This is a genomic window from Kribbella swartbergensis, from assembly GCF_054784135.1.
In genome coordinates, this window is sequence record NZ_BAAGPM010000022.1 from 1 (window position 1) to 15853 (window position 15853).

General features: G+C 69.9%; 13 protein-coding genes and 1 riboswitch. Of the genes, 3 read left to right on the plus strand and 10 right to left on the minus strand.

The annotated features are described in order from the left end of the window. Positions 1–73: 73 nt before the first annotated feature. On the plus strand, positions 74–475 hold the full coding sequence (locus ACYVOK_RS18660) for a DUF4262 domain-containing protein (protein ID WP_460664507.1): 402 nt from the start codon (positions 74–76) through the stop codon (positions 473–475). 209 nt (positions 476–684) lie between these two features. Here ACYVOK_RS18660 and ACYVOK_RS18665 read toward each other — a convergent pair whose 3' ends face one another. The 9 genes from ACYVOK_RS18665 to ACYVOK_RS18705 form a co-directional block, all read right to left on the minus strand. After that, the gene (locus ACYVOK_RS18665; RefSeq protein ID WP_360468985.1) at positions 685–972 is read right to left on the minus strand and encodes a helix-turn-helix domain-containing protein; all 288 of its coding nucleotides are present in this window, start codon (positions 970–972) and stop codon (positions 685–687) included. A 163-nt stretch (positions 973–1135) separates the two neighbouring features. Beyond that, positions 1136–1699 (minus strand): CinA family protein, encoded by a 564-nt coding sequence (locus tag ACYVOK_RS18670; protein WP_460663731.1) that lies wholly within the window; start codon positions 1697–1699, stop codon positions 1136–1138. After that, positions 1696–2319, minus strand: coding sequence for a CDP-diacylglycerol--glycerol-3-phosphate 3-phosphatidyltransferase (gene pgsA, locus ACYVOK_RS18675; protein WP_460663732.1), 624 nt, complete (start codon positions 2317–2319; stop codon positions 1696–1698). The genes ACYVOK_RS18670 and pgsA overlap by 4 nt, the downstream gene beginning before the upstream one ends. After that, a complete protein-coding gene (locus ACYVOK_RS18680; protein WP_460663733.1) occupies positions 2316–4073 on the minus strand; it encodes a MiaB/RimO family radical SAM methylthiotransferase in 1758 nt (585 codons plus the stop codon). The genes pgsA and ACYVOK_RS18680 overlap by 4 nt, the downstream gene beginning before the upstream one ends. A 284-nt stretch (positions 4074–4357) precedes the next feature. Continuing rightward, on the minus strand, positions 4358–5113 hold the full coding sequence (locus ACYVOK_RS18685; RefSeq protein WP_460663734.1) for a helix-turn-helix domain-containing protein: 756 nt from the start codon (positions 5111–5113) through the stop codon (positions 4358–4360). 115 nt (positions 5114–5228) lie between these two features. After that, on the minus strand, positions 5229–5795 hold the full coding sequence (locus tag ACYVOK_RS18690) for a hypothetical protein (protein WP_460663735.1): 567 nt from the start codon (positions 5793–5795) through the stop codon (positions 5229–5231). Between the two features lie 297 nt (positions 5796–6092). Beyond that, a complete protein-coding gene (locus ACYVOK_RS18695) occupies positions 6093–8714 on the minus strand; it encodes an FtsK/SpoIIIE family DNA translocase (protein ID WP_460663736.1) in 2622 nt (873 codons plus the stop codon). A 73-nt stretch (positions 8715–8787) separates the two neighbouring features. Further along, positions 8788–9576: a DUF4184 family protein gene (locus ACYVOK_RS18700; protein ID WP_460663737.1), complete on the minus strand. Its 789-nt coding sequence runs from the start codon at positions 9574–9576 to the stop codon at positions 8788–8790. A gap of 42 nt (positions 9577–9618) precedes the next feature. Next, the gene (locus ACYVOK_RS18705; protein WP_460663738.1) at positions 9619–10137 is read right to left on the minus strand and encodes a DinB family protein; all 519 of its coding nucleotides are present in this window, start codon (positions 10135–10137) and stop codon (positions 9619–9621) included. A 94-nt stretch (positions 10138–10231) separates the two neighbouring features. Next, a riboswitch (SAM riboswitch) is annotated at positions 10232–10345 on the plus strand. Between the two features lie 16 nt (positions 10346–10361). On the opposite strand from ACYVOK_RS18705, the gene ACYVOK_RS18710 reads away from it, so the two are divergent. Continuing rightward, the gene (locus ACYVOK_RS18710) at positions 10362–11726 is read left to right on the plus strand and encodes an aminotransferase class V-fold PLP-dependent enzyme (protein WP_460663739.1); all 1365 of its coding nucleotides are present in this window, start codon (positions 10362–10364) and stop codon (positions 11724–11726) included. Positions 11727–11751: 25 nt separating this feature from the next. On the opposite strand, the gene ACYVOK_RS18715 is transcribed toward ACYVOK_RS18710, so the two are convergent. Further along, complete coding sequence (locus tag ACYVOK_RS18715) at positions 11752–13812, minus strand: prolyl oligopeptidase family serine peptidase (protein WP_460663740.1); 2061 nt, start codon at positions 13810–13812, stop codon at positions 11752–11754. Positions 13813–13912: 100 nt separating this feature from the next. Here ACYVOK_RS18715 and ACYVOK_RS18720 point away from each other — a divergent pair, with 100 nt between their 5' ends. Next, a complete protein-coding gene (locus tag ACYVOK_RS18720; RefSeq protein WP_460663741.1) occupies positions 13913–15811 on the plus strand; it encodes a helix-turn-helix transcriptional regulator in 1899 nt (632 codons plus the stop codon). Positions 15812–15853 lie beyond the last annotated feature (42 nt).

Consider the following 15853-nt stretch of genomic DNA (forward strand, 5'->3'; position numbering starts at 1 on the left):
GAACAGGTGAACCCACAAATCGTGGGTTCACCTGTCGCCGATGTCCTGAGACATCACACGGCTGGAGCGGAACATTCGGACCTACGGCTGGACCATTCAGTTCGTCGAGGGTGACGGCGCACGCAATCCCGCTTTCGGATACACGCTGGGCCTGAGCCTGCACCGGCACCCGGAGATCATCGTCTTCGACCCTGACCCCGCCTGGGTCTACCTCGGCGTCAAGCCGCTGGTGTGGGCGGTGCAGAGCGGTGAGGTGTTCGACGAGGGTGACGACCTCACGGCGTACTTCCCGCCGCCGGAGCGTGCGGAGTTGCTGCGCTTCCCCGACTCGGCGACCCATCTGTTCACGGCCAACCAGATGTTCCGGCAACCGGGCGAAGGCCCGATTCCCGCCCTGCAGTTGATCTGGCCCACCCGCAACGAACTGATCCGGGACGCCCTGCAAGCCCCGTCCCGCGGTGAGGCCGACCGATGAGCCGCCAGACGCCCGTCGGGGGCCGTCCGGCGCGACGATCACATCCTGGCCGCTCTGGCGTTCGGCGCTCGCGCCGTCTTCGACGATGGCCCGGGCAAGGATCGCCGTACGGGATTGGCGGGAAGCCTGGCTCAGCGGACTCGCCTCTGGCCGACTGGCCGAGGGGCATTTCAGCCGGCTCTCGCGTGGTGGCGGGCCAGGCCGACCGGTCAGGCGGCGGACGCGACCTCGGGCTCGATGGTCGGGTGCGCCAGGACCAGGGCCTCTTCGCGGGCCAGGTCTTCGCTGACCTCGGCGAAGATCGTCGACAGCGGGACGTCCAGCGCCATGCAGATCGCCGCGAGCAGCTCGCTCGAGGCCTCCTTCTGACCGCGCTCGACCTCGGACAGGTAGCCCAGGCTCACCCGGGCGTCGGCGGACACCTCGCGGAGAGTCCGCCCCTGGCGCAGCCGCTTGCGCCGCAGGACGTCGCCCAGCAGGCCACGAACCAGCACCATGAGGTTTCTCCCTTCCGCCTGTCCGGTCGTCTCTACTCGCACGGTAGCTCGACCGTAGGAACCAACGGTACCCGTTGCTGGGTCACTACTCCTCGCAATGTCCACCTTCGGTGCGCCGTGCCAGTCTGCCTTACCTGTCCCCATGGTGGTCTCAACACGCCGGTCAGTCGAGTTCTTCCGCCACCAGAGCCGCGGCGAGTTCCAGAACGGCCCGCACACTCCCCTGGCGGATCGCTGTCCGGTCCCCACTCAGCTCTAGCTTGCGCACTTCCACCGTGTCCGGTCCAGCGGCTGCGACGTACACAGTGCCCGCCTCAATGCCCGCTTGCGGGTCCGGACCGGCCACCCCGGTCGTGGCGAGCCCGTAGGTCGCGTCCAGCCGTTCCCGTACGCCGGTGGCGAGTGCAGCGGCCGTGTCCGGGTGGACCGGGCCTACAGCCGCAAGCAGGTCCTCTGGCACCCCGGCCAGCTTGGCCTTCAGGTCAGTGGCGTACACGACCACTCCACCACGATAGACGGCCGACACGCCCGGTACGTCGGTCAGCGCCGCGCCGACCAGTCCACCCGTCAGCGACTCCGCCGTGGCCAGCGTCTCCCCCCGACGCTTCAGCAAGCCGACCAGCCGCGCCAGGACCGTCTCGAGCGGGCTCTCACCGGCGGGAACTCCGTCAGCCCCTCCTGCGGATGGCCCTGACCTGTGGTGGGTGGTGGACTGGGATTGGCTCATGGGAGGGGGCGTTTGGCGGCGGCTCGGAGGCGGAGAGCGCGGCCTACGTAGTCGAGGCCGGTGACGATGGTCACGATCACGGCGGCGCCCATGATCACGACCGCGGTCCAGTGCAGGACCGCAAACGACTGCCACGGCAGGAGGTAGAGACCCAGCGCGATGGCCTGCAGGACGGTTTTCAGCTTGCCGCCGCGACTCGCCGGCATCACGCCGTGCCGGATCACCCAGAACCGCAGCAGCGTCACGCCCCACTCGCGGACCATCACGACCACGGTGACCCACCACGGCAGTTCGCCGAGGAGCGACAGACCGATGAACGCGGCTCCGGTGAGCGCCTTGTCGGCGATCGGGTCCGCGATTTTGCCGAAGTTCGTAACCAGGTTCCACCGGCGCGCGATGTCGCCGTCGAACCGGTCGGTGACAATGGCAACCACGAATGCGGCGGTGGCGAGCAACCGGTTGCCGTCACCAGTGCCACCCTCACGCAACAGCAACCAGACGAACAACGGGACCAGGATCAGCCGCAGGACCGTGAGCGCGTTGGCCACGTTCCACGCGCTCGGCGCGCTGAGCGGACCGGCGGCTGCACGCGGCACCGGGTTCGTCGGCGGGTTGGTCACGCGGTCAGGTTAGCTGCCGGACGGCCGTCCCGGGGGCTCACGAGCGCCGCGAACTCGGCGATCAGGTCCACTCCGTCGCTGCCGACCACCTTCGCCGAGACCAGGTCGCCGACGCGCACACCCGCCGGAAGCCCGGTCAGCGTGGTGGACCCGTCCACCTCAGGTCCCTGATGAGCCGCCCGTCCCTCGGCCGTCAGGCTCTCGACACTCCCGGCTTCGTCGGCGGCGTCGATCGATTCGACGAGAACCTCCACGAGTTCGCCGATACGGGATTCGGCTCGGGCGGAGGTGAGGTCCTCGGCGAGGCGGGTGACACGGTCGAGCCGGGCGGCGATGGTGTCCTCGTCCAGCTTGCCGTCGTACGTCTCGGCCTCGGTGCCGTCCTCGTCCGAGTAGCCGAACACGCCGATCGCGTCGAGGCCGGCGCGGGAGAGGAAGTCGCAGAGAATGTCGACGTCTTCCCCGGTCTCCCCCGGGAAGCCGACGATCACGTTGCTGCGGATCCCGGCGGTCGGCGCAAGCTGGCGAATCTGCGCGATGAGTTCCAGGAAGCGCTCCGCGTCGCCGAAGCGGCGCATGCGGCGCAGCAGTGGACCGGAGGCGTGCTGGAAGGAGAGGTCGAAGTACGGGACCACGCCGGGCGTCGACGTCATCGCGGTGATGAGGGTCGGTCGCATTTCCGCGGGCTGCAGGTACGAGACGCGGACCCGGGTGATGCCGGGCACCTCGGCGATTTCGCCGACGAGCGTCTCGAGCAGGCGCAGGTCGCCGAGGTCCTTGCCGTACGATGTGGAGTTCTCGGAGACGAGGAAGAGTTCGCGTACCCCGTTCTCCGCGAGCCAATGCGCCTCGGCGAGCACCTCGGTGGGTCGCCGGGACACGAACGCGCCGCGGAACATCGGGATCGCGCAGAACGCGCACCGCCGATCGCATCCGGACGCTAGCTTCAACGGCGCCATGGGTCCGCCGTCGAGCCGCCGTCGTACCACCCTTGGGCCGCTCGCGGGCGCTGACGGGAGGTCGGGCTCTTCGATCCTCAGTTCGAGCCCGGCACCGGAGTCGGGCGATGCCGCTGCGCCTCCACGCCTCGCCGCCGACGGGCCACTGAGCTCGCTGGACGGACCCGGGGATGGTGGGGTGATTGATCCCGGGGTGGTTCTGCCCTTGAGCTCCTGGGGGATGTGGTCGCCCTGGCCGGGGGTGGTTGTGCCCTTGAGTTCGTGCGGGATGTGGTCGCCGTGGCTGGGAGTGGTTCTGCCCTTGAGTTCTTGGGGGCTGTGGTCGCCGTGGCCGGGGATGGTTATGCCGGTTGCGGTGGCGCGGTCGGCGGGGGCCAGCGGGAGGAGCTTGCGGCGGTCGCGCGGGACGTGTGGTTGGTGCTTGGTGCCGGACAGGATCGAACGAAGGCGGTCCGAGATGTCGGCGTAGTCGTCGAAGCTGAGGACCGCGTCGGTTTCGGGGAGGGCTTCGGCGAGTTGTTCGCCGTACCGCTCGGCGAGGCAGCCGACTGCGACGACGGCCTGAGTACGGCCGGCGTCCTTGTAGTCTGCGGCCGCGAGCAGGGTGTCTACGGAGTCCTTCTTGGCGGCCTCGACGAAGCCACAGGTGTTCACCACCACGGTGTCCGCTTCGGCGGCATCCTCGACCAGCCGGAATCCGCCGGCTTCGAGCCGTCCGGCGAGTTCCTCGGAGTCGACGTCGTTGCGGGCGCAGCCCAGCGTGACCAGGGCGACGGTGGTGGGTGTCGTAGTCATCCCCCCGAGTATGACGCGCCGCCCACGCCGAGGCCTAACTCACCGCCACATCTCACACCCACACAGCACGCTCAAGTTGCCTGTGGCAGACACTGCCCAAGCCCCTGCCCCCAACACTCCCCTCGCCTTGCCGCCTGGGGCCCGGAACCTGCTGGCGTGCAGCCGCGAGCACCATCGGCCTGGCATATGGCAAGGACCATCGGGGATGGCGCGTGGCGAGCACCGTCGGGAAGGCGCACGGTGAGCACCGCGGAGCGACGACGGGCGGGATGGGGCGGGGGTTGTTATTCGGGTTTGGTGAGGGTGCCGTTGGGGTGGGCTATGAAGCGGTAGAGCTTGATGGAGTGGGTGTGGCCGTTGACGGTGATTGAGAGGTTGGCGGGGACGCCGACGGAGACGCGGATGTCGCCGGTGGTGGTGACGGTTTGGGAGGTGCCCGGGCCGAGGAGGCCTTGGAAGAGGCGCTTGCCCTTCTTGTCCCGGACTGTGACGTAGGAGCCGTCGCCCTTGGCGGTGAGGGTGAGTTTGGTCTTCGTGGGGACCGGGGGCTTGGTCGGCGTGCGCTTGGTGGGTTTGACGGTCGGCAGAGGGGTCGCCTTGGGCGTGACGGTGGTGACGACCGGGGTGGCGGCGGCTGTCTTGGAGGCGTTCGCCTCGACGTCGCTGGGCACCGTGAACAGGCGAACCATGCCCCAGCCCATCAGGCCGACCAGGATCGCGCCGACGACGACCGCCCAGCGTGGGCGGGCCGGATGGAGGGTCGGGCCCTTGACCACGGCCTGTTCCTCGCGGCGGGACCTGTCGTCGTCGACGGCGTGTTCGGCGTCGAAAGTGGCGAGGAGTGGAGCCGGGTCGGCCTTGACCACGCGGGCGATCGCCCGGATGTGGCCGCGGGCGTAGAAGTTGCCACCGCAGCGGGAGAAGTCGTCGGCCTCCATGGCGGCGAGCAGGCCGGTTCTGATCCGGGTGGCGGCGCTGACCTGCTCGATCGTCATGTCAGCCCGTTCGCGGGCCGCCGTGAGCTCGCTGCCGATGCTCACGTCTCCACCGTCCTCTCCATCGCCCGACTCTTGGCGGACCGTCGACAACACTGCGCCGACAGCCGGACCGTCGACACCAAGTCAACGGCCTTTGCTCGACGGGGTCACGGACGAGTCAGAGTTGTTCCCTGACCGGACATCTGGCATCCGCCAGCATGTGCAACGCCTGCACCACTTCCCCGTGCGACGGCCGGGCCGTCAATCCGAACGGTACCGCGAGTGACGAGCCGGTCAACCGACGGTTCGCATCAGTTGTCTTGCGAGTCGAACTCGGCAGCGCGCTCAGGACTGGGCCCGGATCGTGCAGATGGACGGCGATCCTGCCGTCGTCCAGGAGGTGCCGGCGCTTCAGCACCGTCACCTGGTCGATGTCTTCCCAACGGGTTCCGATCCACTCGTTGCGGATCCGCAGCCGGATGCCGACCTGATCGGCCACCAGCATGTCGCCGACCGTCAGCGCTCGCGCGCAGACGACGGCTAGTACGGCGAACGCCGCCGCTGCGATCCAGCGCAGTACGCCGGTCGGACTGCTGGACGCCGACGCGGCGAAGCCCACCGCGACCAGCGCGGCGCCGAGCGCGAGCCCACCGTGCACCTTCTGGGAGGCGCGGACGGTGAACGGGACCGGCTCGGGGTCGAGTTCGTGGTGGTCCTGTCTGGGCAAGGCACTGGCAGCACTCATGGTCACACCCCCTGCCCCACTAGACGCCGTGCAGCGGCCTGAAGTTGCGCGGCCCCGAGCCGAAGCACCGCTGGCTGTGCCTCGGCACGCGTGGTGCCGAGGCGCGGGGTGACCGGAGGCCGGGTGGCGACGGCACGCCACCCGAGGCCGGATCGCGGGGTGACCGGGGGTCGGGTCAAGGCGCGGCGGGTGGGGCCGGGGTGCGGCGTTGTGGCGGGCGGTCGGAGCTGGGCTGGGGGCGAGGTGCTGGTGCCTGGGTCCGGTCGGGCTGGGGTGAGCGGGGTGCGGGGAGGCACGTCACTCTCCTCTGAGGGTGGTGATGAAGTCCTCTAGGTCATCGGGCTTGACGAGGACGTCGCGGGCCTTGGAACCTTCGCTCGGGCCGACAACGCCGCGGCTTTCCAGGATGTCCATCAGCCGGCCGGCCTTGGCGAAGCCGACGCGCAGTTTGCGCTGCAGCATCGACGTGGAGCCGAACTGCGTGGAAACGATCAGTTCGGCCGCCTGGACGACGAGGTCGAGGTCGTCACCGATCTCGTCGTCGAGTTCCTTGCTCGGACCGGCGGGAGCGGTGACGTCCTCGCGGTACGTCGGCTCGAGCTGCGCCTTGCAGTGCTCGACGACGGAGCGGATCTCGGACTCGGTGACCCACGCGCCCTGGATACGCATCGGCTTGCTCGCGCCCATCGGCAGGAACAGACCGTCACCCTGGCCGACCAGCTTCTCCGCGCCCGGCTGGTCCAGGATGACCCGGCTGTCGGCCAGCGACGAGGTCGCGAACGCCAGCCGTGACGGCACGTTCGCCTTGATCAGACCGGTGACCACGTCCACCGACGGCCGCTGGGTCGCCAGCACCAGGTGGATACCGGCCGCACGCGCCAGCTGGGTGATCCGGACGATCGAGTCCTCGACATCGCGCGGCGCCACCATCATCAGGTCGGCCAGCTCGTCGACGATGACCAGCAGATACGGGTACGGCGACAGCACCCGTTCGCTGCCTGGTGGCGGCTTCACCTTGCCGGCCCGGACCGCCTTGTTGAAGTCGTCGACGTGCCGGAACCCGAACGCGGCCAGGTCGTCGTACCGCATGTCCATCTCGCGGACGACCCACTGCAGTGCCTCGGCGGCCTTCTTGGCGTTGGTGATGATCGGGGTGATCAGGTGCGGGATGCCCTCGTAGTTGTTCAGCTCGACCCGCTTGGGGTCGACGAGGATCATCCGCACCTCGTCCGGGGTGGCCCGCATCAGGATCGAGGTGATGAGGGAGTTGACGAACGACGACTTACCCGAACCGGTGGCGCCCGCGACCAGCAGGTGCGGCATCTTCGCCATGTTCGCGACGACGAAGCCGCCCTCGACGTCCTTGCCGAGCCCGGCCACCATCGGGTGGTGGTCGTTGCGAGCCGTCGCGGACCGGATCACGTCGCCGAGGCTGACGATCTCCTTGTCGGTGTTCGGGATCTCGATCCCGATCGCGGACTTGCCCGGGATCGGCGACAGGATCCGGACGTCGGCCGAGGCGACCGCGTAGGCGATGTTCTTCGACAGTGCGGTGACCTTCTCGACCTTCACCGCCGAGCCGAGCTCCACCTCGTACCGGGTGACTGTCGGGCCCCGGGTGTAGCCGGTGACCTGGGCGTCGATGCCGAACTGCTCGAACACCTCGGTCAGCCGGTCGACGACCTGGTCGGACGCCTTGGTCCGGGCCTTGTGGACCGAACCGGGCTTGAGCATCTGTCCGTCGGGCAGCGTGTACGTGATGTCGCCGGACAGGCTGAGCTGCTCCACCCGCTGCGGCAGCGGCGTGTGCGGCGGCGGCTCCGGCGGGGAGTCGGAGGACTTGCTCGGGGCAACGATCGGCGAGGGCGACGGCACCGCGGCGGCGGCCGCGGCGTCGACGTCGAAGGCGTCCTCGTCGGCAACCGGCGCGGCCTTGGACTTGCGGCCGCGCTTGCCGAGCTCGCGACCCTCGAGCACCGGCGAGTCGTACGGCTTGACCGTGGGCTCGCCGTCGTCGTCCAGCGCTGCCGCCTTGGCGCGACGCTCCTTGCGGGTCAGCCGCACGGTGTCGTCGGTCGGCGCGGCCGCGACGGACGGTGCGTCCTCCGGCAGCGCCGTACGTCCCATCAGTACGTCGAAAGCCGCGCGGACCCGGAGCGGGATCGCGTAGACCGGCGTACCCGTGATGACCAGGGCGCCGAACATCGACAGCAGCACCAGCAGGGGCGCGGCGACGTACTGGGTCAGCAGGTCGGACAGGAAGGTCGAGATGAAGTACCCGATCGCGCCGCCGGCCTCCTGGATCGGGGCGTCGGCAGGGTTGCCCGGCCGCGGCAGGCCGTTGGCGATGTGGATCAGGCCGAGCACACCGAGGGAGAACGTGGTCCAGCCGATCACCTGGCGTCCGGCCGGGCCGTTCCGGTCCGGGTTGCGCATCGTGCGCAGCGCGATGAACAGGAGCATCAGCGGGACGGCCCAGCCGAGCATGCCGACGCTGCCGCCGACGACGACCCGCGTGACGTGGCCGACGGCTCCGGGCAGGTCCCACCAGATGGCGGCGGCCACCACGACCGCCAGGCCGATTAGGAACAGGCCGGCCCCGTCGCGGCGGTGCTCGGGGTCGAGGTCGCGGGCACCGTTGCCGATGCCGCGGACCATGCCGCCGAGCAGGTGTGCGATCCCGATCCACAGCTTCACGATGCCGCGACCGAGCGCGAGCATGGCGGCCGCGAACGGACCCGGTCCGCCGGATTTGGGTGTGCCGGTCCGCGCGGCGGTGGATCCACCGCGCTTCGCGCTCTGCCCACGCTTCTGGGCGCCTGACGGACGGGAGCGTCCACCAGCAGCCGACCGCGCCGTACCCGGCCGGTTGGCTGCCGACTTCTGCGCCCGCGCCGGGGAAGACGTGCGGGTCGCCATGTTCAGCAGGCTACCCCGATTACCTCTCGAGTCACACGTGTCACACGCCGATCACGCTGCCCCATCCGTAGCGTCACGGCGCGGCCACCCACCTGCGGAGCCGGACGAGGTGCCAGAGCACGACGTACCACCCCAGCGCCGCCAGACCGCCGAGAACGAGACCTGTCAGCACCAGTCGTACGGCGGCCTCCCCCGCGAGGTCGGCGTCGGCTCCACCCAACTGCACGGCGGCGCCGGCGGCGCTCAGCACGAGGATTCCGGCCAGTACGACGTACCGCGCCCAGGACGGGACGAGGTCCGCCGGGGTCACCGGATGGACATCGGCTCGACGGAACCAGCGGTAGAGCCAGGCAGCGAGGACCAGGCAGCCGCCGACGGTGCTGACGTACCGGAGGACGCGGTTGACCTCCCACGCGGCGGTCACCTCGGCGCGGAAGAAGTCGGGGAAGCGGCCGACGAAGTAGCCGTCGCCGTGCGTGAAGGAATCCCAGAGCACGTGGGTGAGGGCGCCGAGGACGACGGAAACCAGGGTCCAGAAGAGCATCACCGGTGACACGGACGGCGGTGGTGGGAGGCGCAAAGCAACAGCTGGTGGTGCGAGGGCCGCGAGAGGACGCCTGAGGAGCAGGTGGAAGACCACGAGCAGGAGCAGCGCGATCACGGGGTCGAGCCACAAGGCTGACGAGAATTCGTGCGTCAGCGTCAAAGTCAGGTTCCCGTGGATCTCCTGGGTGGCGAAGCGGTAGAGCGGGTCGATGTACAGGAAATCGGGTGCCACCGCTCCTGCCACCAGCGCCGATGCGATCAAGGGTTGCCGGATCAGTGGCAGGACGGCGGCGGGGTGGGCAAGGGTGAATGGCACGGCCCGCAGCCTACGAGCGCAGAAGGTCGCCCAGGGCAACGATCAGGCGCCGGTGGTGCCGTCCAGTTGTTCGCGCAGGAGGTCGGCATGGCCGCAGTGGCGGGCGTATTCGCCGATCAGGTGGATGTAGATCATCCGGAGCGTCGACTCGGTGCCCTTGAAGGTGAAGCGCTCGTCCAGCGAGCGCCCGGCCGCAGCCTCGTCGGACAGCTTCCACTCCGCGATCAGGCCTTCGTACGCCGCCTGCGCCTCGTCCGGGTCGATCAGCTCGAAGTCGGCATCCTTGCCCAGTTCCGCGGGAAAGACGGGCTCGGCGGGCTCGCCGCTCGCGAAGTGGATCCGGAACCAGATCCGCTCGACCTTGGTCAGGTGCCGGATCAGTCCGAGCAGCGACAGGTTCGACGGCGGCGACGGACGCTCGGCCAACTCCGCAGCGGTCAACCCCGCGCACTTGTACAGCAGTGTGGTGCGGTAGAAGTCCAGATACCCCTGGAGCAGTTCGCGTTCGGGGGCGGTCAGCGAGCCGTCCGGTCGTTCGACGGCAGGTGCTCTCCAGGTCATGCGTTCCTCTCTCGTCCCACGATGTGTTCGACTATCTCACCACATGAGATAGCCACTGGCGTCTGCCGTAGCCCGTTCGTTACCGTCTTCGGCAGGTCATGAGCGCCAGCGTCAAGCCCCGGCTCGCTGGCCGGCAACCCTCCTCCGCGGTGGGGTGCCCCGGGTGAAGACCAGGCCGTGCGGATACCCCGTTCGGCAAGTGCGGACTTCCTGGGAGCAGCAGCATGTCGATTCTCTCCATCCTCGAGCCTGCCAGTACGACGGCGCCGCGGCCGGCCATCGCGCGGCTCTCCACCGGCAGCATCCCCGCCACGGTCGGGTCGGACCTGCTGGTCCCGCTGGCCGACGGCCGGGTCACCGACTACGCCAACTTCGACCACGGTGCGACCGCGCCGTGCCTGGAGTCGGTCCGTGCCAGCGTGGAGGCGGCGCTGCCGTCGTACGCGTCGGTGCACCGTGGCAACGGGTACGCCTCCCGCATCACCACCCAGTGGTACGAGCGGGCGCGCGCCGAGGTGCACGCCTTCGTCGGCGCCCGCGACGACGACCAGGTGATCTTCACCCGGCAGACGACCGACGCGCTCAACCTGCTCGCCCACGCCGTCCCCGCGGACGCGACCGTGATCGTGTTCGAGTCCGAGCACCACGCCGCGCTCCTGCCCTGGCCGGCGGAGCGGACTGTCCGCCTGGCCGCGCCGACGAGCCAGAGTGAAGCCGTGACCAACGTCGCCGACGCGCTGCGTCAAGCCCCCGAGGGACCGCGGCTCGTTGTCGTGACCGGCGCCTCCAACGTCACCGGCGAGATCTTCCCGATCGCCGAGATCGCGGCGGTCGCCAAGGCACACGGTGCCCGCGTCTGCCTCGACGCCGCCCAGCTCGCGCCGCACCGGCCGGTCGACATCGCCGAGCTCGACGTCGACTGGGTCGCGCTGTCGGGCCACAAGCTGTACGCCCCGTACGGCGCCGGCGCCCTGATCGGCCGCGCCGACTGGCTCGACGCGGCCGAGCCCTACCTGTACGGCGGTGGCGCGACCACCGCGGTCACCGGAGACCTCGTGGTCTGGGCGACCGGCCCGGCCCGGCACGAGGGCGGCTCCCCCAACGTCATCGGCGCGATCGCCCTCGCCTCGGCCTGCGCCGCGATCAGCAAGCACCGGGACGCCATCGAGCAGCACGAGCGCAGCCTGCTCGCCCGGCTCCGGACCGGACTGGCCCAAATCCCGGGCGTCACGACGTACTCGATCTTCGGCCAGGACGCGGACCGCGTCGGCACGGTGTGTTTCACCGTCGCCGGGCTGGCCTCGACGCTGGTGTCCGCAGCGCTCAGCGCCGAGTACGGGATCGGTGTCCGTGACGGCAAGTTCTGTGCGCATCCGCTCGTCGGTCACCTGCTGGCCGGCTCCCCCGAGCACGGCACGGCCGTCCGGGCGAGCCTCGGCCTGGGTACGACGCGTGAGCACGTCGACCGCCTCGTCAACGCCGTACGGACGCTGGCCACCAGCGGACCGCGGTTGGAGTACGAGGAGTCGGCGCACGGCTGTCAGCCCGCCGAAGATCCTCGCGACCTCCAGGCACCCCGCATCTGGTAGCGGTACACAGTCAGGGCAGCCCCTCCTACTGCTCAGGAGGAACAAGGCCTACGTGGTGAGCAGCGAACGCCAGTAGGTCCGCCCACTCCGACGCGATCATCGCGGCGGGTTTCCCGAAGCCGTGACCGGTGTTGACCTCGATCCGAGTCAAGACCGGTTCGGCGGAGGACTGGGCGTGCTGCAAAGCGGCGATGAACTTGTGACTGTGCAGCGGCACCACCCGGTCGTCGTGGTCACCGGTGACCACGAGAGTCGCCGGGTACGCCGTCCCGTCGCGCAGCCGGTGCAACGGCGAGTACGCCAGCAGGTTCTCGAACTGTTCCGGATCGTCCGGATGCCCGAAGTCGGACGCCCACGCGGCCCCCACCGTGAACAGGTGGAACCGCAGCATGTCCATGACGCCGACACCCGGCAGCGCGACAGCGAAGAGGTCCGGGCGCTGAGTCATCACCGCTCCGACGAGCAGTCCGCCGTTGCTGCGGCCATGAATGGCTAGCTGCTCCGGAGTGGTGATACCGGTGTCACGGAGGTGCTCGGCCACGGCGATGAAGTCGTCGAAGACGTTCTGCTTGTTCTTCAGCCGTCCGGCGTCGTGCCACTCGCTGCCGTACTCACCACCGCCGCGCAGGTTCGCGATCACCAGCACTCCCCCTGCGGCCAGCCACGCCGGCCAGCCCGGCCTGTACTCGGCCAGGATGGGGATGCGGAAGCCGCCGTACCCGTAGAGCATGGTCGGCCGTGGTGAGGAGAAGTCCAGGTCGGCGCGGCTGATGACGAAGTACGGCACCTCGCGACCGGGTTCGCGCCGCCGCTCGACCGTAATCGTGGGCGAGGTGAACCCGCCGGATCCGCGGACCAGTTCGGGCAGCGCGCGTACGGCGCCGGTCGAGGCGGAGACGACGTACGACAGGGTCGGGTCGGTGGGAGTCGACAGGCCGACGAAGAGCTCGTCGTACTCCGGCGACGCGTTGAGACCCACCACTCCCCCGCCCGGCGCGTCCACGACGCGTGCACCGGAGCCGTCGAGTTCATAGAGCGTCAGCACGGGCTGAGCGTCGACCAGGGTCACCGTGGCCAGACCGCTCGCCGTACCACGGACCGCCTGCAGGGTGCTGTCGCCTTCCGGGATCAGGTCCGTGAACGTACCGTCCAGCGACGCGAGGACCACTCGTCCACGAGGTGCGTCGCGGTCGGTCCGGAGTACCAGCTGATCGCCGGACATCCGCACGAACGCGATCTCGTCGGCCAGGTAGTCGACCACCTTCACCGGCTCGCCGAGCCCGTCGGAGGTGATCGGGAAGACCCACAACCGGGTGGCCGGGTCCGTGCCTTCGGTGATGTGTACGACGAGGTAGCGGTCGTCCTCGGAGACCTCTGGCGTGATGAAGAACTGGTCGTTCTCCGGGAAGCTCAGCACCAGTTCGTCCTCGGACTGCGGTGTGCCGACCTTGTGCAGCATCAGCCGCCCGCCCGACAGCGACGTGGTCTCGGTCCCCTCGCTGCGACCGCTCGCCGGGTAGTGCAGGTAGAGGTACGCCGAACTGTCGGGCAACCACGTGGCCTCGCAGAACTTGGCCTCGGTCACCACGTCGTCCACGGAGGTGCCGGTGGCGATGTCGAGCAGCCGGAAGGTCGTCCAGTCGCTGCCGCTCTCGTTGATGCCGTACGCGAAGTACTTGGCGTCCGGGCTGACCGTGAACGAGCCGAGCGAGTCGGTGCCGTCGGCGGACAGCGTGTTGGGATCGATCAGCACCCGGCCGGCGGAGACCAGTTCGTCGAGCGACTCGGCGACGTACACCACGTCCTGTGCCTGGGTGCCGTCGTTGCGACCGACGAGGTACCAGCCGGACTTCTTCACCGGTACGCCGGCCCGCGGGCGGGCCAGGATCGCGGACATCGTGCGCTGGAACCACGGCCGCTCCGGATAGCCGGACAGCTCAGCCTCCGTGAACTCGTTCTGCCGACGGACCCAGTCCTGGGTGTCGGGCGAGTCGGGGTCTTCCAGCCAGCGATAGGGATCAGCGATCTCGTGCCCGTGCAACGTCTCGACCACATCGTCGCGCCGGCTCTCGGGATAGGCGGTCATGGGGACCAACCTAATGCCGACGAGCAACCGGGGTCCCGCACATTGCGCGGGCCATGCCGCGGGTCTGGCGGTCTCGTGCTCGGGCGGTCACACTGCGAGCGTGACCAAGACGCGGCCGGTGGGGCCTGTCCCGGACCGGATGCTCGGCGCCGCCGCGGTGGCCGGCGGGCGGGTGCGGCTCGACGTGCTCAACCGGGTCGTGGACCTTCCGGGCGACGAGTTCCTGGCCGCAGTGGACGCTTTGGTCCGCACAGGCGCGCTCATCGTGGCTGCCGCGTCCGGCGAGGCCTGGTTCGCCGACGATGCCGGCCGCCACGAGGTCGAGGCACGGTTGTCTCTCAGCGAACGCGCCGGACTGCACCACCGGATCGCCGAGGCGCTGGAGGCGGACCCGACCTCTGACCCAGCGGAGGTGGCGCGGCACTGGGCAGGGGCAGTTGCGGCGACACCCGACCCAAGCGAACGGGGAAGGCTGCAGCTCCGCCTCGCGAAGGCGTGTGTCCGTGCCGGTGACCTGCCGGCCGCGCATGCCGCGGTACGAGCTGTCGTCGGGGCGGCCCGCAGCTCAGGAGCGGCCGATCTGCTGGCTGAGGCGGCAGTCGCGCTGGAGCCGATGGGGCAGTCGGCGTGGGACGGAGACATCCACCAGTGGTGCACCGAGGCTCTGGCCTCGTCCAACCTCTCAGCCCGGGCGAGAGTTCAGCTACTGGCCCGGCAGACGCAGGCCGCCGTGTACCTCGGACGCTGGCGCCAGGCGCTGGCGGTGAGCAGTGACGCGCTCGAGCAGGCCGAGCCCCTCGGGGACTCGGATCTCCTCGCCGAGGCCCTCACCGCACGTCAACTCGCCACCAGCGGACCGGACGATCTCGACGAGCTGGCCGCGGCGGCGGGGCGGATGATCCAGCTCGGTACGTCGACCGGTCGCGCCGACGTCGAGCTCCGCGGCCGTCTGTGGCGGGTCGACTCGCTGTGGTACGCCGGCGACCTGGCAGCGATCGCCACGGAGATCGGCCGCATCGCGAGCTGCGCCGGACGGATCGGCGGACCGCAGGGCCGCTGGCACGTCCTGGTCACCCGGGCCTCGCTCGCGCAGGCCCGCGCCGAGTTCGAGGAGGCCGAGGCGCTGCTCGGCCACGCGCTGGACGGGTTCCGGCGGATCGGCCATCCCGCGGTGCACGGCGCGGAGGTGGCCTTCCGGATGGTGCTGGGTCATCACCGCGGCCACACCGACCTGCTGGCGCCCTCGGCCTGGGAGTTCGGGACCGACGTCCGCTGGGACCTTGCGGCTCGCCTCGGCCGCGCCTTCGTCCTCGCCGACGCGGGCCGCCTGGACGAGGCCGCCGCCCTGTATCAACGCTGCGGCCATCCCGAGTCCTGGCCCGGATGGCCTGCCGGCGAGCTGCCGCTGCTCGCCATCGCGGCCCACGTCGCGGCCGCGCTCGCCGCCACCGACGACGTGGCCTACGTTCGGGAGCGGCTGGAACCTCGCCGCGGCCGGTACGTCGTGGGCGGAGCAGGCGCGACGAACTTCCTCGGACCGGTCGAGTTGGTGCTCGGTCTGTGCGCGGCCTCGCTCGGCGAGTGGGACACGGCCGTCGCCGACCTCCGGAAAGCCGCTGACCTGTGCCGCACGATCGGAGCACCCGGCTTTGCGGTCGAGTCCGCCTGTCTGCTGGCCGAGACCCATGAGCGGTCGGGAGATCTGACGCAGGCCCATGTGGTCGCCGTGGAATCACTGAGCCTCGCGCGCACCCTGGGAATGGACCCGTGGGCCGAACGGCTCCAGCGGCTGGCGACACCCGAGGACCCGCTGAGTCCCCGGGAGCGCGAGGTCGCCCGGCTGGTCGCCGAAGGTCTGAGCAACCGGGAGATCGCGAACGCCCTGGTCATCTCGGAACGGACGGCCTCGAACCACGTCCAGCACATCCTCGGCAAGCTCGGCTTCGTGAACAGGGCCCAGGTGGCTGCCTGGGCGGCCCGCCGCCGCGGTGCTGAGTAAGCGGTGAGCAATTCGCACGATGCGCCGCCGACGCCGGCGGGC